Origin of the sequence: Haladaptatus sp. CMAA 1909 (assembly GCF_043952005.1) — an archaeon.
GTDB lineage: Archaea > Halobacteriota > Halobacteria > Halobacteriales > Haladaptataceae > Haladaptatus.
The window spans coordinates 605277-623837 of the sequence record NZ_JBIOAV010000002.1 but is presented as its reverse complement, the minus strand read 5'-3'; the positions used below and the strand labels follow the sequence as shown (position 1 = coordinate 623837).

Sequence of the window (18561 nt, the reverse complement as noted above, 5' to 3'; positions counted from 1 at the left end):
AACAAGCGGATTGGCGCTATAGGTTGAGACAGCAGTTGACATCCGCGACTGAAACCATAGGCTTTCTCCTCGAATCTGTGTAACTCATTGTCGCCCGAAACGATTGAGATGGCCACATTTCGATATCCGGTACAACTAACTATTAAGCCGGTACAAGAAGATATTTACACAATCAATAGCACAGAAGATACTGACGGAAGTACAGTCATTGACACGCCCAGCACTAAACTCAAACAAACACACTCTGTTCTCCTCTAATGCACCTGTTTTCCTTAAAACACAAAATGCTCGAATCCTCCATGTTCATCGTTCCGACATTCTTCCTCCTTCTCGGCGTTCTCGAAACGATGGGTCGATACGCGCGGATTCAGTCGGGCACACAACTCCCACACATCGACGTGCGGTGTTGCTGGCGTCCGCTTGCAGAGGCGGTGCTTGCCGGAAAGCCCATTTACGTCCGGCCAGCGATAGACAATAAGCCGCCACTATTCGAATTGCTCAACATCACCGTCGCCGCGACTGGCCATTATCTACTCGTGTTTTTCGTTCTCGTGGGACTTGCGAATGCGGTCATCGCAATCCTCCTCTGGCGAATTTGCAAACAGCATGATGCCTCCCACATTGGCTTAGTAGCGGGATTACTGTTCTTGACGAGCGTCCCCGTCGCTGGAGGAACAGTAATAAATGTTCGTTCGTTCGCAACTGCGGGCATCCTCCTCTCACTCTCGGTGAGCAATCCTGCGGCACGCGGCGCGAACATCGCAGTTGCGGGACTGTTTTCCCAATACGCAGTGTTCGCCATTCCAGCACTCGCATACGACCGACTCCGCGAACTCGACCGCGAGTCGGGCATCAAATGGTTAGCATCGTTTACCTTCGCCGGACTCGGCGTCGTGGCCATCACGTTCGCATTCGTCTACGTGGTATGGGGAGAGACTTCGTTCAACGGCGCGATTTACTGGTCGTTCGGGGCCGCGGAGAAGTACACGACCAATCCTGTCGTCCCGTCGCTCATCGGCGACACGAGTCAGTGGATGAGTGCACTGTACCGCGAAGCCCTCAACCACTTCGTTCTTATCGTCCCCGCAGTGATTGTCGTTCAATTGGTGCTTTTTACACGAGACGCCAAGCGACCCACACTGTCGACGAATGTGCCCGTTATGACGACTGCGTTTCTTGTGGTTTCGATGATACTGCCGCTGTTCGTGCGTGCGTATCGCGCGTACTGGCTCTATCCGCTTCCATTCCTCGCCCTGCTCGCCGCCACCTGCTATCAGGAGTTTTTCATGGCCTCAACAGAGTGAGGAGTCATGGTTGCAAACCTAAAACTCCCACTGCTTGGGATTCCTCAGCGTTCAGGTGGTGGAGGATACTAATAATCTCTCTATCTCACAGCAAGCGAACAAGCTCCGACATACCTCGGATTTGAACGGTCGAAAATAGATCGCGAAGTACGGTGCACCTCTTAGTGGACTCCGTGCTGAACCATGTGCCGTGGCTATAATGAGTAAGAAAATAAGCACCTACTCATGTACAATCTATCACTAGGATGCCTATTGCTCGGAAACCTACGGACTTTATATTACCGGATTGAGGGCTGCAGCCAGTGAAGCCGATCTCTAGGGTCGCGTCTATCCACGTTGTTTGCGAGCGACCGCCGCCAGCTATTATGCGTATAACGACGTTGCCCCGGTACCGTTACAGGCGCAGAGAGGGTGACACAATCTGGCAACCACACAAAAATACATCCGTATCTCAGGAGGGATTCGCTCGGACACTCAAAACGAAACCCAGCCCACTGATCGTCGTTACAGCGGCGAATTCTCCTCTGGCTGACACTCTCCGGTTCGTTCGAGGATCACCGTGTACTGGTTGACGCCGAAATCCTGGGGATCACCGTACTGAATAGTCCGGGGATAGATCCCGACGCGGAGGAGTTTCCAAGTGGGGTCGCGAGGCTGGTTGGTTCGGAGGAACCGCGGTTCCGGTCCGAACGTCTTTGCCACCTCGTAAGGGTACTTATCCTCGGTAAGCAACGCACCGTAGTACTCTGCCATCGTATTGTTCGAGAGACTCGCCGAGCGCGCGCTGTGGTTGTCCGACGCGAGGTAAAGCAACGAGGTATGATAGCCGAGTTGGATGTAGGTTGGACAGCGCTCCGGCATCGCTTGCGTCCACTGGACGTAATTCGGGTTCACTGTCTCGCCGTCGACGGTCATCTGTCGGTCAGTCGGCTGGAAGACGGTCGCATCATGGGGGACGGCCGCCTCCTGCGGGTCCCACACATACGACTCGATGGTCGCGTTCTCGTCGGCGTTCGCCGCCAGCCAGGCCGTTGCCTCGTCTCGCGGTGCGTCGGCGTATCCAGCGACACCGATCCCTGCGTACAGCGCGCTCGTCACCAGCAGCAGCGCGACGAGTGGTCGACCGACCGACGGGCGGTGCTCGATCAGCCGGATCGCGACGGGTGCCAACACGAGAATCAACAGCGCGAAGACGGGCAGCAGATGGTGCATCCGGACGTATGACCACCCCGAGTACACGTACAGGTAGACGGCGACGCCGACCAGCGCGAACGCGATCCCGTCGGCCGCCCGCGAGCGTTCTCGGAGCCGCCACAGTCCCGCCGGAACACTTGCAATGAGCGCGACGAACAGTGGGAGGCCGACCCCGTTAAGCGAACTCCGGAGCAGCCACCACCAAGTGGGTGCGACGATCCAGCCGTGGGGCTCTCCCTTTGCCACTGTCCCCCGGCTGATCCGTTCGGCAAGCACATCGATGCCGCCGAGAATGACGCTCGGAAAACCTACCATGACGGCGAGCAGACCCAGCACCCCACCAACGACGAGCAGCTGCGGTCTGAACAGCGCGTCACGCCACTCTACATTGGGTTGCCGTCCACAGGCAAGGTACGCGACGCCGAGGATCGGAACAGCCACGCCTGCCGAGAGCTTGAACGCAATGGCGAGTCCACCGGCGAGACAGCCAGTGCAGAACCAGTTTGCCCGCGTCGTCTCGACGTATTGCAGCGCGCAGTACATCGTGACGAGCAGGAAAAACAATGCCGGAACGTCTTCTCCGACCTCGTGAGCCGACACAAGGAGTGCCCACGTAAGGCTCAACAGTAGCGCCGCCAGCCGCCCAGTCGCGCGGTCTTGCATCACTGTGCCGATGCGATAGATGACGTAGACGCAACCCACCGTGAAGACGACGCATGTGAGCCGCGAGAGCAACAGCGTTCCCGTCCACACCCAGCCGGGGATGCTCTGCCAGTGTATCCATAGCCCGTCACTCCAGGCACGCGTCGTCGCAGTGAACACCTCGGTCTGCCTGGTGAGAAACAGATACGCGAATACGGGGAGACAGACCAGTCCATACAGGTACATTGTTGCTCCGTAGGTTCGCCAGTAGAGGACACCCTTTCTCAGCGAGTCGTAGCTCGGGTCCTGGAGGAGAAAGCCGATTGTTTCCATTGCATCAACAACCCGCCACCGCTCGTCACGGGTCGCAAAGTTCGGCACGCGGTGCCAGAACCAAAAGCCAGCAAGCACGACCGCCAGCAGGAGGACGTACACGAGGTATGGATCCGCGCGGAGGTCGTCTCGAACCTGCGCGTAGACGCGACGAGAGAGGCTCGTAATCAGTCGGAACACGATTGCCTCCGAGGGCGTCCTCCCGGTGCCGCAACAACGTATCCGCGGTTCATCGAATTCGTGTGACGAGAGTCGTTCGCGTCAGCCTGAATGCGTAGCTGAGTCTAGGCTTATTACTCTCTTTGGATACCCGTTCTGCGACCGTAATCGGGATCTCGCAGATTGTAAGTGGCTCCATGCGGTTCCAATGCGTAGCGCACACATATTAAGGCTTAGTTGAATTACTTATACTTGAAAAGCGACTCCTTGATGTTCTTCTGTTATTAGATCAGTTCTCAAAATTTCTTGCCGATAGATGTTGAGATTAAAATTCTCAACGCATAGCTAGATGATTCTCACATATTTTGACATCATTGATCTCGGATCAATCGACGCTATCAATGAAAGCTACGACGAAAGACTGTGACTGCGACCAATCTCTCTCCCTAATTTCGTTGTCGACAAGTTGATTGATAGAAATTGATATTAGGATTGATCGTTACTACCAGATGGTTGTGCTCGAATATGTTTATTCAGTACACTCATTGGCATCACTACAAGGTCACCACGATCTCGCCAGTGTGCTACAATCTCCAAAAATGAACGAATAGGAGACCATTGCTCATCATTAGCGATATTATGTAGATGGCTCCACAAATGGATGTATGAGTCTTGTCGTATTACTTTTAATACTGCTCGTTCTAAATATCGCCGATGAAACCACTGCCGAATGGACGTTGGTATGGAACGAAATAGGAAAAGTGGCTGTTCAGCTCCAGATGGAAGAGAGGCAGCAGAAAGAGTACTATATTTAGTACAATATGTCTCGACAATCTCATCGACTAATTGTGGCTCGATTGGATCTGGAGGACTAAATACAAGCTGGTTGAATTTGTGTAGCCGGGTTGGAGCCGATTCATACCCTAACCGGCGAATAATCTCGACATCACTTTTTTTGAGAACCTCCTTTGATGGTGGAGAGTGACGAGGTGGTACGAGTGACACCGGTTTTGGTTCTCCGATTTTTTGGTGTACTTCATTTGCTCGTTGGAGTTCCCATTCTAAGACACGATTAGACACATGTTTACATAAGACATGAGAATAGGTATGTGAGCAGATTTCGTGGTTAGTATTCGAATCTTGAATGGCTTGAACGATATCGGGTGCAAAAAACAAAGAGTCGCAGCCACTTGGGATTGAGTCCCACCAACCCTCTCTGTGAGGGGTTTCCTGTGATGGTAGTTGTTTCTCGAGAAGATGACCAACAACATCGAATGTTAGCGGGATATTCAACTCATCACATGCTTCGAGTAACCGTTGGAGGGTTTTTGTTTCCCTATAGCGATTTTCACTGAATCGATTATAATATCCCATATCATGATAGCCCCACCCCAATTCAATCTCTAAACTTATTGTAATTACTCCAACCATTTACGCATTCACCATTACCTTGCTACTTGATCTTGGTCTTTGAGTGGTAGATCTAATTGACAATATACCAATGATAAATGTGAACTCATTATTGGTTGGAGTTATTGCCCTCATGAGTTACTCCCTGAGGCGATGGATTTACTTTGTTAAGTGGGTACTGTCTACAGTATGTAGCTCTTGAAGTCTAGTAGCTTCTACCAACGGTACGTATTGATTAAACACGTATTTTCTAGTTCTTGTTGTTGTACGGATAGCTGCTCAATCTCAAGCGTATCTGTACCCCTCCCCCCGAGCGGTCACAGTAGGTAAGTAGGACACGAGTATTGTTGTGAGAATAACATCGTCAGCTGTCTCTACTGGAACTGACCACTAGTACTGTGCTCTCTCTCTCGTTATCAGTGCCATCAGGCACATTCACCATTGCCTGTCAAATCGAGTGTGTATCTCATAGCTTTGATCTTTCCTCCCTAATTTGGACGTTACCACTTGTCGGGAGAGATCCCATCGTTTTTGTGAAGCTCAGCAAAGTCAAATGTGTGAACATTGACTGACTGCACTGTATCTGAACCACCATAGATATCTATAATATCGAAATTGTCTTGTGTCACATGAACCTCTGCCCGATCACCTAACTGAACACTATTGAAATCACTTCTCTTTGTCCACCTATTTAAACATCCCTGCGTACCATCTTGAGAGAAGTCTGATCCGCAGATCCGAATGAGATATTTTACGTTGAACCGAGCAGAGAGCCGGTTGTGTGTTGCTTTGGTCACAGCAATGTTAGTTGGCGACTGAATACTATCGCCGACAATGTTTGGATCATACTTCCCATAAATTAGCCCTCTCGAACGATCAAACGCGATATTCAATGGTTGATCTTCATGCCGTTGTCCCTGATCGGTCCACTCAAGAGAGAGGACTTTCGCTTGGATATGACCAATTTTCGCAAGTCTAACCTTTGAAAGACAGCTTCCAAGACTACTCGTCGTCAGCGCTAAACCCGACAGTGCAAGAATTCGTCGTCGAGGGGGCACAGTACTTTCTCTTTAGATAGAGTAATAAGCTTTCTGAGCATCAAACTACTATATTTGAACTTCCTTTTTGCATATATATTCTTATCCTTTGCTTTAAGATTTATCAAATAACCATCTGTGAGATCAATTTCAATGCTCTACCTCATCATGCTGATGAATAACTACAATTCCAGTGGCTTAGTCATATTACGACTCTCCCCATGGTGTGGGCAAAAAAATGGCTCGCTTGTACTCTTGGTTATGAATCTGTAAGAGGAGACCAGTCTCTCAAGGGATCAATCGTCGCCGTTAGAAGTTATTGCTCTCGGATATCCCCGTTAAATCTCGTGACGAGACGTGAATCTAGCTTCTGGTGAATCTCTCAATAAACATCTATTGGGGATGAACTCATTGGTTCCCCTGTGCACACAAACAGAGAACTCTTATCAGTCTTTTTAATCTTCACAATCACTTTCTCAGGATGTCTCGGCGCTCAAAGTGCTTACCAAATATCAAATGTTGAAAACAAGAGGACAATCAATAATTGCACATCAATCAATAAGCCAGGGCACTACGAACTGAAAAGTAATATCACAAACGGAGGCGGTACTGGTATTTCCAAATCTTGTATAAAAATCCGATCTGGAAATGTAGTTTTAGATGGTAACGGACATACGATAAGCGGGCGTGGAAATAGTCATACCACAGGAGTTCAAGTAATTACGTCAAAGACTACTGAGGGAGTTAAAATACAAAACTTATCTCTCACAGATTGGCATAATGGGGTTGAATTTCGGCAGGCAACGGTGGCTAATATACAGAATGTTGAGGCTTCATCAAACGTCTTTGGGATCTCCGTTGAAAATGTCACTCGGGCACAAATCAAATGGAATACAATCCAAAATAACACCGTTGGAATAAGAGTTGGTGATGGTATTGAACAGTTGGAAGTAGACAAGAATTCGTATTCAAATAATGAAGTTGATTTATTGTAAAATCAACCTTATCAGATTAGAGATTTAGCTTTGTGGGTGCTTTATTGCGTTGATCCATTGCGGCCATTGCTTTCGTTCCACACCCGAAAATGAACTGTCGCCGGACATGCCTTTGATGCTTCGTGCGTCTTCCAGACTCCACACAGCACCATCTTCATAAAAAAGGCCATTGAGAACTCTCTTTCGACGCATTGGGATTGTATACGCTGGCTTGAGCATAAGTGACCAAAAGAAGTTGCCAACGCCGTATTTTTGCAGAAGTGGCGCTAGTGATGAGTAGTCAGGATACCAATCTTCTACCGCTTGACTGGAACTATTCCATCCAAATGAGGCTACTTTTTGCCACTCTGTTAACCAAATTGGATGCTCAACTTGTTCCGATATTGTGCGATAATCTTGCAGCAAATCCCTGAATATCTTCTTACTAGATGGATAATTATAATGGAACTGTAGTATATCACTCCCCCAGTCGAGATAGTCTACACTGTTAATCAGACTAGTCGCGCCTACGGTTAATGGAACAGCACCGCGATTCTGCAGAAGCATTTGAAACATTGCCTTTGCAAATCTCTTCACGTCGTTGCGCCATCCAGGTTCATTCATCACTTCGATAGCGAGCAACCGGTCGTCGTTACGATATCGATCCATGAACCATCGAACAAATTCTCGCGGTTTCGTCCACTGTTTCTTATTTTGAACGACCGTTAGTGAAGGTGATCGTACTGGCGTTGCAGTTTGAGGGTCAGTATCTATTAGATTTTCATGGCTTGGCGTTGTACCGACGTTTTCGAACAGACTGAACAAAACGTCGATGTTTTTGTCGGCGGCAGTTGTGAGAAAATGATTTATCGCTTTTCTATGAGCTCGTGGGTTTTCAAGCCAAAATTCATAATTCACCCAGGTTCGAATCGCATTCATATTTAACTGTGCTGCATAACTGAGATCACGCTCGATTATTTTGGGCGAATAATTTTCCCACATCTGGTAGAAATTAAAATCCCGTGTTGGTAGATAGAGAGCACCTCTAATATCAACAGGTGCTACATTTTCCGTATTAGTTGGTGTTCCCGGCGCACTGCAACCTGTAAGGAGACCAATTCCTGTTACACTACTCATTTTAACAAATTGCCGTCGAGTACCTCTCATCAGTTCTTACATATGGAGATATCGTCAACGGTTGTAAGGATGGGGGAAATTCATTCACTGTGGAAAATCTGGGAAATCTAGTCAATACAAAGCTAAAACAGGAGTTTTAGACCCATATTCATGTTCTGACGGTATATGTCACTCGCTGCAAATCGGTCTAGGAGCTCCTCTGTTTAGATAGGACTCATCAAAGGGTGAAACGAGGAGATCGAACCTATCATTCCGACTGTTTTTCCGAATGAGTCGGTAACCGGATACAAACTTCGCCACCACATTTCACAGTCACCGCACAGTTTGCATAGGCGAATGAAATCGAGAGCTGTGAATCTTGAGTGGACTGCATTGCATTCGAGGAGGAAATCAGCTTATTGAGTGCTTCCGGTTCGACTACTTCGTACAATAACGGAAGATCAGATAGCTCACGATGGGCTGCGAAGGCAACCGTATCGATGACAGCTGCGCTCGGTGCTGTATCCCCCCAGTTATAGAACGCCTGAATCTGCTTAGGTTCCTCCGTCTTCTCCTCCTGATCAATTGGCGAATCTTCACTCCCCATACTGTGTCCAACTACGACCGACTCGTATAAACAAAGTGTGGACGACTTAAGCGGATAAACAAACACCTGATCCGGAAATTTGCATTACAAACTACACATTGTCTAAGATAGCATTCTCCGGAGGAGGTTATATCCCCGCTACTGCATTAAGTACAATTAGTAAACCAATCACGTTACATCATTGCCAGAGGTACTCTTCCACTATCGGTGATTTATCCTGATTAGTTGCGGAATGGACGCGGACTGGGCCACCACGATATACATACGCCACTGGCTCAAAATAACAGATTTAATATATTATTTGAGGAGTGTAATTTGCCGCCTTGGTATAGGAGACTGACTTCAAACGAAAGTTGCCGAAACTCATGTGTCACACCGTTTTAGAGACTTTCGACTCGTGCTGAACCGCGTATTTGTGGCTATCTTTCTACGAGGAGAGAATCTCCCCGTAAACAGCGGGGAGATGTCAAGATGAGTCAAAAGTGACCTTACGAAATAGATTAAATCTATCTTTAAACTATGTATCGCTCGGTGGCCGTTCGAACTTTTACGTTACCGATTCAAATTAGAATATCGAATGGTCCCTACTCAACTCCTCCCCTCTAGGGCCAGATGGATCGTTCTATTAGTAGGACTTAGTATTATCCTTGCTGCACTCAGTCTCGTAATACAACCATCATTATTCAATGATACTCCATTAGCAGAAGAACCAGTCCCAATATCCCACTGTACTGTGATTTCGGAAGAGGGTACCTACACATTAACGCAGGATATTCGAGGCGGAAGGATAGCAAGTAGTTGTATTCGGATCAAAGAAAGCCACGTGACACTCCAAGGTAGTAAACACACACTTATGGGTAGGGGTGCGACCGACTCCACTGCTATTCTTATATCAAGTCCAGATGGCGTATCAGATGTAACTGTACGCTCGATCAAAACTACTCGGTGGAATCGAGGCGTTCACTTAGTCAATACATCAGATGCTACGCTCCAAGATGTTGATGCGTGGCGGAACACAGAGGGAGTTACAGTATGGAATAGCACTAAAATTAGAATCAAGGACTGTCGACTGACAAACAATCTCTTTGGACTAGTTGTTGACCGCTCAAGTCCTCGCGTTTCAGTCTCATCAGTCTATTTTGAAGGAAATAATATATGGAATATTAGCTGGGGCGAATACCAATCTCAGTCTGGTCAACCACAGATTCAACATCAAGATAGGATAAAATAAAATATAGATAATTTATATATTATTTTTAATTAAATTGTATTTTATTTTCCATCATCTGTTCAGAACAATGCTGAATTTCACGTTCAGTACTTCCCTGTCAAGTTGAACACTGTCGATCTGTTACTCAAACATTCCTATGCGTACTGCGCCGTGTGGACGTGTTACACGGGGCACTCCGCTCCAAGACTACTGTATATTGGTCCACACCGAAATCCTGTGCGTCTCCATACTGGATGGTTCGCGGGAAGATTCCAACCCGAAGCAAGTCCCACCAAAAGAGACGAGGCTTGTCTGTGACCAAAAACTGTGGACGGGGACCGAATGTGGCAGCAACCTCGTAAGAGTATTTGTCTTCGGCTATTAGATGTCGGAAGTAGCTTTCCATCCGCGGATTGGACAAGAGTTTCGCTCGTTCGCTATAATTGTCGGGCGCGAGATACAGTATACCGTTTTGATAGTTGAGCTGGATGTACGAAGGGCATCGCTCGGGCATGGCGAGCGTCCACTTCCTGACGCCGGGGGTCCGCGTCTTCCCATTGATCGTCATCTCTCGATTGCTCGGCTGGTAGACGTTCATCCCGTGAGGAACTGCGGCATCCTGTGGATCCATCGTGTACGTCTCGACGGTTGCGTTCCCTGCAGCGTGCGATGACAACCACGACATCGTCTGATCTCGGGGCTGATTTGCATATCCGAAGTCACCTATGCCGGCGTACACACCGCTTGTTATTATGAGAATTACGACGAGTGGCCGCGCTAGTGACCGGTTTCTATTATAGAAGCGCGCCAAGACCACCGCAAGGATGAGAATAAGAAGGGCGAATGTTGGAAGAAGGTGATGGGTACGAATATACGCCCAGCGACTATAGACGGCAAGGTACGTTACCGTTCCTGCAAACGCCAACAGTACTCCATTCGACGTTGTTGACCGTTCGCGGAGGAGTGGAAGGCTCGCGGCGACGCCCCCAAGTACCCCAAGAAAGAGCGGTAGTCCAAGACCATTGAGATACCCACGAAGGATCCACCACCAACTCGGGGCAACCAGCCAACCAAACGACTGCCCCTTATTCGTTGTTCCTCTATGCACCCGTTCGATAATCACATTGATTCCCCCAGCAAACGTGCTCGGGAAACCGATGACAATCACTGCCGCGCCGAGGACTGCGCCGAACACGAGAAGTCGTGGCCGCACAAGCGCCTCCCGAGGGGTCGTTTCGGGGTTCCGTGCGTACAAAAGATATGCAAGCCCAAGCAGGACGACACTGACTCCTGCGGTGAGCTTGAACGCCATTGCAATCCCGCCACAGATACAGCCAGCGTAGAACAGCGAGTTCTCTCCGGTCACGGAGTAACGGAGGGCAAAGTAGACGACTAGCAGTAAGAAGAATAATGCCGGGATGTCTTCACCGGCCTCGTGGGCCAAAACGATGAAGCCCCACGTTAGCGACAGCAGAATCGCTGCCAGTCGCCCAGTCGCGCGGTCTTGCATCGTTGTTCCGATCCGGTACATCACGTAAACGCAACCAACCGCCAGTAGCAGATTAACCAATCGCGACGAGATAATGATCGCGATCCAGGCCCACGCAGGCGTCCGATTCCAATGCGCCCAGAGATTAACACTCATTCCATCCGGTGGTCTGAGAATCCCCGTAAATGCATCGAGCTGACCGGTGAGAAACGCAAACACGATTATGGGAATGAGGGCGATTCCATAGAGGTATAATGTCGCTCCATAAGGCCGCCAATGCTGGAGTCCCCTTTGAAGAGACTCAACGCTGGGATCCCTAAGGAAGAACACAAGTACCTCCAGCGGATCGACAACGCGCCAGCGTTCGTCGCGAGTCGCGAAGTCTGGGACATGATGCCAGATCCAAAATCCAACGAGGACGAACGTGAGGAGGAAAATATACGAAAGGTATGGGTCAGTTTCGAGATCGTCGCGAATTTGTTGGGTTATCCGATTCAGGACGGCAGAGATAGCACGCCGCATGCAGATGTCTTAGAGGAAGGCGATAAAAAGCGTGGTGGGTTGCTCGTCGGACAGCCGTCAAGGAGATTTGCACAGTCTGTCACCGAATCCACGTAACGACGATTGTTCGGATGAGGCCGACCGCGTACCCAAGCTTCGGCTTTTTTGTCTGGCCGGTCTCGCGACGGGCAATAGTAACGGGGATTTCTTCAATGCGGAGGCCGTTTTTACGGGCCTCAATGAGTAGTTCGGGTGCACTAAACCGCATTTCGGTCAGATGTAACTTGTCGATCATTGGACCACGAATTGCTCGGAACCCGTTCGTGCAGTCAGTGACCTCCATCTTAGTGATCGCGTTAATCAACGCGGTGAACACTTTGATCCCCGATTGTCGAGCGATACCATTCTCTGATTGATCAGAGCCGATGTATCGAGACCCCACGACGTAGTCTGCCCGGTCCTCAAGAATCGGTGCGACGAGGTCTTCGAGCTGATCGACCGGATGTTGACCATCGGCGTCCATCGTCACAACTACGTCTGCACCGTTCTGTCGGGCAATCTCGAATCCGGTCTTAAGTGCGCCGCCCTGTCCCTGGTTGATCGGGTGTTCGACGACGAACGCGTCGGTCGAGTCGGTCTGATCGTAAGTATCGTCGGTCGAACCATCGGAGACAACGAGCGGTTCAATCGTGTAGCCACGGATCGATTCCGGGAGCGAACTTACGACGCCTCGGATGCTTCCGGCCTCGTTATATGCGGGGATCACGACGAAGATTCGTCGCTCGTCGCCCGCATTAATTTTCGCTTGATCGATTGTGAGGCTCCGCGCGAGGTCAGCCAGCTGCAACTGGTTCGATCGAGTCCGTGCGAACAGATAGAGCACTAAGGCGATCAGTGCTACGTTCACGACTAATGCGATCGCCAGCGGTCGGCGCTGAATGTGCAAGAGCAACCCGATACGAGAAAATACGTTCGGGAATAGGGCAAGGATGAACATGCCCAACGAAAGTAGGATTGCGACGCCGAATTCGGCCCGCGAAAAGCTTGTTCGGTAGCGCTCGAACCCCCATAGGAAGGTCACGAGCGCGATGATCAACACCAGAGCAGTGAGTGTCGGACTGTCAAGACCGGTCGTTTGTAGGATCGTCAAAGAGAGCACCACGGCTTCAGTTGACGGTTAGTTCGCGAGAATAATAGTTATTCGTTGTGGCTCTCCAGAAACACTTCTGGAGGCCGTGGGTGCCGTGGCATCGAGCGATCGGTTACGGTTACATTGTGTTTTTGCACTGTCGCAATCACCAGCGCAGTGGAAACAATCCGGAAAACAATCATCGCGATATGAGATTCTAGAACGACCTTTCATGGTTATCATATAAGCGCAGTACCGATCTGTGGAGATGATGAGTTGAATTTGAGAAATCCAGATGAACCTCCATCTTGATCTCTGCTACACATTCTCGGGCGATCGAAGGCAAAGATGTAAATGGGCACAAGTCCTTCCGATAGCTGAAATCGTCACTTCCCACAGCTATGAGCCCTCCCCGCGCCGTCATCTCCGTTGACTTCGAGTACTTCTCGCACACTCCTGCCTATCGGAACGCCCGTGGGACGGTAACTGACACTGATATTGGACTGGGAGCCATGGACGGCCTTCTTGACATTCTTGATGACGCCAACGCCAGGGCGACATTCTTTGTTGTTTCCGACGTCGCGGAGCGTCGTCCAGGGCTCGCTGTTCGGGCGGCTGACGCTGGCCACGAGATTGCCTCGCACACTCGCAGCCACGTCCATCTCTCAGAGATCTCTCCCGAAGAGCGACACGCAGAGCTCAAAAGCTCGCGCGAGGCGCTCGAACGGACGACGGGTACGTCAGTGACAGGGTTCCGCGCCCCATCGTTCGACGTCCCGCCAGACCACTTCGACTTGCTCGCCGACACTGGGTACGAGTACGACTCGAGCATTGTTCCGTGCCGAAAGATCCCTGGCTGGTACGGTGGGGAGTGGTCCATGCGTCGCCCTTGCGGCGCTGACAAGCTTGTCGCGGGCGCGCCGTCAACTGTCGCCGAACTCCCGGTTGCAGTCATGCCAGGGATCGGACTTCCCCTGACAGGGACGTGGCTCCGATTTTTCGGCGTCCGATACACAATCCTTGGTATGCGCCTCTTGGCCCGCAAAGGGATTTCGCCCGTCCTCTACGTCCACCCATGGGAGTTCTGCGAATTGCCGACGATAGCGGGCGTTCCACGGAGGATTTACTGGCGCTCCGGAGAGTGGATGTGGCGTGCGCTGACGGCAATCCTTAATGAAGACTTCGAATTCGTCACTGCTAGATCAGTTGTCGAAAAGTATTGAAATCGGTGATAATGGTACGTTAGCACCTCCAATTGCTGGAGCGGAAGCGGCTCACCCAGCATCGACGTAGCCGAGTTCACGAAGCCGCTGTTCCAACTCCTCACTCGCCTCGGCTCGTTTTGCTTCGGTCTGCCATCCGCCGCTATCGAGCATTACATCTGCGTTCCGAGCTATCAGCGTACCGAGGTCGCTCCTGACGGCGACCGTCGCCTTTTCGTGCCATGGGGCGACCGTAATCATCGTCTCCGAACCGCCCTCAAAGAGGGAGTTCCCATGCCACCTCGCTGGTGGTTCAACCCCGATGCTCTCGACTAGTGTAGGTGCCACGTCGAGCAAGCTTATCCGGTCACGGTCGGTTTCGGCGTTCTCTACGGCATCGAAACCAGAGAACACGAGCGGCACCTCGACGATCGGATCGACGACCCGACGGCGGAATCCTTGGTGATAGAAATAGCCCTCCTCGCCAAATTCATCGCCGTGATCCGCGGTGAAGACGAATGACGGGTCGCTGTCGAGTTCTGAGAGCAGGCGCTCAATCTGCTTGTCCACCCGGGAAAGTGCGTCTCGGTAGGCCCGATCGATCACTTCGACTTCCTCGTCGGAAGGGGCTGGCGTCGAAAAAAGTCCGCCGTCCCCAGCGGCACCGGCCTTCCGGTCGAGAGACTTCGGGATGGCCTCGTCACCGACACCGTACGGTCGGTGGCTCTCCATTAGGTGGATCCAAAGGAATCGCGGTCCGCTCGCATCGTTGAAGCGCTCGATCGCCACGTCGATGAGTTCCTCATCGGGCGGGATCGAGGAGAGCACTGCCTCCATCGGGACGAGACGGCGGTAGAGCCGGCGGACAGGGATGAACCCACCGAGATACTCCCGGATTCGACTCCGTCGGTTCTTGAAGGGATTCTCCCCGCCGCCCTCAGTGAACGTCTCGTACTCGTCAAAGCCAGCGTCGAAGCCGAACGCCGAGTCAGCCTGTGGCGTCGGTGTCAGCCCAATACAAGTGTAACCTTCCGCCGCCAGCACCTCGGCGAGCGACCGCTCCGCTACTCGTGACTGGAGGGCCGAAACAAGACTCGACGAGAGCAGCCCCGCGAGGCTCGGACGGGTGTAGTGGGCGGGGGTGATGCCCACGTAGGAGTCGAACGACGAGAGGAACTCCATCGAATCGAAGTGGTCGTAGCGGACGGAGTCCGCTGTGACGAGTACGATGTCCTTCATCACTTATCTCGTAGGTCACCTGACGGACGAATAGGCGTTGCGGTCCGGTCAACGCTGATATTGATCGTCGCCAATGCAGAAGAATCAGCATGATGGCACAGGAGACAACGAAGTAGACAAGGCAACAACGAAGTAGACAAGTGCCGACACTCAATACATGATCTACGTCGACATGGAAGTCTCGCTTTCGTCTCTTCGAGCAGTGGTCGCCGCCCCGTTTTCGTCAATACGCAAGCGAAAGCCCTCGCAATCATGAGTTCCACCCGTCGCCGTCAACTGTTGAAGGTCATCCGCTACGGGCTGAGCATCGCCGCGCTAGCGTGGATCCTCCAGCAGGCCGCGTGGGGACGCGTTATCGAGACTATTGGTGGGATGAACCGTATTGCCATAGCGTTTATCCTCGCATTGACGGTTCTAGAAGTTCTTTCCCGGTTCTCCATGTGGCACGTTCTGCTCAACACGCTTCGTCGGACGCCGTTCTCGACGGCAGCGCGGACAACACTGACAGTCAATTTCGTCAATCAAGTAATCCCCTCCCGCGTCTCCGGGCGGTCGCTTGCGCCGGTTGTTCTACGTCAATACACCGGATACGACTGGAGCGAACTTGTGTCGGTCGCCGGCTTCCACACAGCACTGTACGCAGTCCTCAACGGCGCGGTGGCGCTGTTCGGGCTGGCGCTTTTCGCGTCCTCTCTCTCAAAGGGCCTACTCGTCGCTGTCGGCGCGTCCGCGACGCTCTACCTCGTCGTTGGTCCGTTGATTCTGTTAATGGGGACTCGGCTGGAGGGGGCCGGCAGGGTAGCTGTCGCGGTGCGCAATCGGGTCGGCGTCGGACGCATCCCGCTCGTCGGATCGGTTGCTGATCGGTTTTTCGGGGCCCTCCCGAACTTCGGCGCGGACGCCGCTGATACTTTCGAGCGACTGGCCGCCGACTACTCTATGATCGCGCTCTACGCTGGCGGGTGGACGTTTGCGATGATGGTCGTTCCGGGGGTCCGAACGTGGTTGCTGCTTGATGCGGCGGGCGTGAAGTTCTCGCCACCGGTGTTGCTTCCAGTCGCGCTGGTCACCGCCTACACCGTCACGCTGCTCCCACTGACCCCAGGCGGTGTCGGTGTTGCGGAGGCGTCGGCAACGCTTGTGTTGGCTGCGCTCGGTGTTCCCGCGTCCGTCGCCGCGCCGACGATCCTCATCGACCGGTTCCTCGGCGTCTACCTCCCGGCATTCGCCGGGTGGGTTCCGGCGATGCGATTGGATATCTCGTCGGTTCTCTCAGACCAAAAGTGAGCCGTCGCAGGCGGATGCTGTACAGGCTTGACAGGAGCAATGAATCGACGAAGAGAAACGATCAGTGAGGAGGGGGGACTGATCCGGTGATAGACCAACCGAGGTAGAAGAACCTATCTGGCCAGGCCGAGCAATGTAGTGTATGACGCGAACGTTCGTCCTTGGTCTCGACGGTGCCAGCTGGCGACTGCTTGATCCTTGGATCAAGGCGGGAGAGTTACCCAATCTGGCGGCGCTTCGTGAGGACGGGACGTGGGCGGAGAGTCGGAGCTGCCTACCACCGGTGACGTTTCCGAACTGGAAGTGTTACTCGTCGGGGAAGGATCCTGGCGGATTCGGTGTCTTCTGGTTCGAGCGTGTCGATCTGGCCGAGAGGCAGATCGATGTCGTAAACGGCAGTGACTTCCACACCGCTGAGATATGGGATTACCTCAACGACGAAGGGCAGACTACCGGCGTCATCAACATGCCAACGATGTACCCTCCGCGCGAGCTCGATGGCTTCGTTGTAAGCGGTGGCCCAGACGCAGTCGAAGGCGAATACCGTTCGATTAACTCCGGGTATACAGCGCCCGCGTCCCTCGCAGACGAGCTCGAAGAACGATTCGACTACCGCGTCCACCCGGACCCGCTGCTTTCGTCGAATGACGAGCGCGACGCGGAGGTAGAAGCGATCCTTGACCTGTTCGACGCGCGCTTCGAGGCCGCCCTCTCGCTGTTCGAGGAGCACGACCTCGACTTCCTTCACCTGACACTGTTCTATATCAACGTCCTCCACCACTTCTTCTGGGATGACGACCCGACCCGACGTGGCTGGCAGAGGATCGATAAGTGGATTGGCCGACTCGCGGAGCTAGAGGATACGGATCTCGTCTTGATGTCCGATCATGGGAGTGCGGCGACGACGACGGAGTTCTACATTAATGAGTGGCTGGCCGAAAACGGCTACCAGACAAGAGAACGGACCCTCGAAGACTACCTCCGTCCACTTGGTCTCACCCGGGAGAACGCGCTGTGGTTCGCAAAACGTGCCGGGGCCGTTGATCTGCTTGCAAAGACGGTTCCGGAGCGATTTCAGCAATTGGTGCCCCAGCAAGCAGGGCTCAAACGTGGGCGGAAGTTAGAGGCAATTGATCTCGACCGGACGAAAGCCGTCGCGAGTTCTCAGGGGCCAATCTACCTCAACTCAGCATACGACGTTGATTCGGTGCGCCAGGCACTGATGGCTGACCTCCATGAGGCCGCAGATGACGAGGGCTGCCTATTCACGGACGTCCACCGGGGTGAGGATGTCTACACTGGTTCCTATGTCTCCGAAGGCCCTGAAATTGTCGTAGATCAACGCCCAGGCGTCCACATCAATGACGGCATCGGCGGTGGTCGAATTCACACCAAACCGGATCGCTGGGCTGCGGAGAACACGCGTAGCGGCATTTTCCTTGCTAGCGGTCCCTCATTCGACGCACAAGGAGAGATCGACCAGATAAGTATCCTTGATCTTGCGCCCACGCTGTTAGTGAGCGCCGGTTGCGACGTCCCGACGGATATGCGCGGTGAGGTTCTCCCGATACTCTCCAACAAGCTGTCGTGGGAACGCCGGGAACCAATCGCCATCGACACAGCCAACGGTCGACGCGCGGCCGGTGAAGTTTCCGACCGGCTCAAACAGCTCGGGTACATGGAATAAAGGAACTCTCACTATCGTCTCCCGATAATGAACATGTATTT

Annotated in this window: 14 protein-coding genes; 7 read left to right on the top strand and 7 right to left on the bottom strand. The window is 52.2% G+C overall.

Translation table 11 applies throughout. The annotated features are described in order from the left end of the window. The first annotated feature begins 284 nt into the window (after window positions 1-284). A complete protein-coding gene (locus tag ACGYLY_RS21040; RefSeq protein ID WP_395284592.1) occupies window positions 285-1304 on the top strand; it encodes a hypothetical protein in 1020 nt (339 codons plus the stop codon). A 504-nt stretch (window positions 1305-1808) separates the two neighbouring features. On the opposite strand, the gene ACGYLY_RS21035 is transcribed toward ACGYLY_RS21040, so the two are convergent. Both ACGYLY_RS21035 and ACGYLY_RS21030 read right to left on the bottom strand, forming a co-directional pair. After that, window positions 1809-3653, bottom strand: a complete 1845-nt coding sequence (locus ACGYLY_RS21035; protein WP_395284593.1) for an ArnT family glycosyltransferase — start codon at window positions 3651-3653, stop codon at window positions 1809-1811. A gap of 465 nt (window positions 3654-4118) precedes the next feature. Further along, on the bottom strand, window positions 4119-5063 hold the full coding sequence (locus ACGYLY_RS21030) for a polysaccharide deacetylase family protein (protein ID WP_395284594.1): 945 nt from the start codon (window positions 5061-5063) through the stop codon (window positions 4119-4121). 1438 nt (window positions 5064-6501) lie between these two features. Here ACGYLY_RS21030 and ACGYLY_RS21025 point away from each other — a divergent pair. Then, window positions 6502-7074 (top strand): hypothetical protein, encoded by a 573-nt coding sequence (locus tag ACGYLY_RS21025; RefSeq protein ID WP_395284595.1) that lies wholly within the window; start codon window positions 6502-6504, stop codon window positions 7072-7074. 24 nt (window positions 7075-7098) lie between these two features. Here ACGYLY_RS21025 and ACGYLY_RS21020 read toward each other — a convergent pair whose 3' ends face one another. After that, window positions 7099-8190: a cellulase family glycosylhydrolase gene (locus ACGYLY_RS21020; RefSeq protein WP_395284596.1), complete on the bottom strand. Its 1092-nt coding sequence runs from the start codon at window positions 8188-8190 to the stop codon at window positions 7099-7101. 247 nt (window positions 8191-8437) lie between these two features. Further along, a complete protein-coding gene (locus ACGYLY_RS21015) occupies window positions 8438-8776 on the bottom strand; it encodes a HalOD1 output domain-containing protein (protein WP_395284597.1) in 339 nt (112 codons plus the stop codon). A 577-nt stretch (window positions 8777-9353) separates the two neighbouring features. Between ACGYLY_RS21015 and ACGYLY_RS21010 the strand changes: the two genes are divergently transcribed. After that, a complete protein-coding gene (locus ACGYLY_RS21010) occupies window positions 9354-10007 on the top strand; it encodes a right-handed parallel beta-helix repeat-containing protein (RefSeq protein ID WP_395284598.1) in 654 nt (217 codons plus the stop codon). Between the two features lie 124 nt (window positions 10008-10131). Here ACGYLY_RS21010 and ACGYLY_RS21005 read toward each other — a convergent pair whose 3' ends face one another. Further along, complete coding sequence (locus ACGYLY_RS21005) at window positions 10132-11631, bottom strand: ArnT family glycosyltransferase (RefSeq protein WP_395284926.1); 1500 nt, start codon at window positions 11629-11631, stop codon at window positions 10132-10134. A 135-nt stretch (window positions 11632-11766) separates the two neighbouring features. On the opposite strand from ACGYLY_RS21005, the gene ACGYLY_RS21000 reads away from it, so the two are divergent. Next, window positions 11767-12093 (top strand): hypothetical protein, encoded by a 327-nt coding sequence (locus tag ACGYLY_RS21000; RefSeq protein WP_395284942.1) that lies wholly within the window; start codon window positions 11767-11769, stop codon window positions 12091-12093. Here the strand turns inward: ACGYLY_RS21000 and ACGYLY_RS20995 are convergent. After that, entirely contained in the window at window positions 12077-13138 is a 1062-nt protein-coding gene (locus tag ACGYLY_RS20995) for a DUF2304 family protein (protein WP_395291274.1), read from the bottom strand. The two genes, ACGYLY_RS21000 and ACGYLY_RS20995, sit on opposite strands and share 17 nt — an antisense overlap. A gap of 368 nt (window positions 13139-13506) precedes the next feature. On the opposite strand from ACGYLY_RS20995, the gene ACGYLY_RS20990 reads away from it, so the two are divergent. Continuing rightward, a complete protein-coding gene (locus ACGYLY_RS20990) occupies window positions 13507-14328 on the top strand; it encodes a polysaccharide deacetylase family protein (protein WP_395284600.1) in 822 nt (273 codons plus the stop codon). A 51-nt stretch (window positions 14329-14379) separates the two neighbouring features. On the opposite strand, the gene ACGYLY_RS20985 is transcribed toward ACGYLY_RS20990, so the two are convergent. Then, window positions 14380-15546, bottom strand: coding sequence for a sulfatase-like hydrolase/transferase (locus ACGYLY_RS20985; RefSeq protein ID WP_395284601.1), 1167 nt, complete (start codon window positions 15544-15546; stop codon window positions 14380-14382). Window positions 15547-15825: 279 nt separating this feature from the next. Between ACGYLY_RS20985 and ACGYLY_RS20980 the strand changes: the two genes are divergently transcribed. Together ACGYLY_RS20980 and ACGYLY_RS20975 are read left to right on the top strand one after the other, a co-directional pair. Further along, window positions 15826-16833: a YbhN family protein gene (locus tag ACGYLY_RS20980; protein ID WP_395284602.1), complete on the top strand. Its 1008-nt coding sequence runs from the start codon at window positions 15826-15828 to the stop codon at window positions 16831-16833. A 142-nt stretch (window positions 16834-16975) separates the two neighbouring features. Beyond that, window positions 16976-18520: an alkaline phosphatase family protein gene (locus ACGYLY_RS20975; RefSeq protein WP_395284603.1), complete on the top strand. Its 1545-nt coding sequence runs from the start codon at window positions 16976-16978 to the stop codon at window positions 18518-18520. Window positions 18521-18561: the final 41 nt, after the last annotated feature.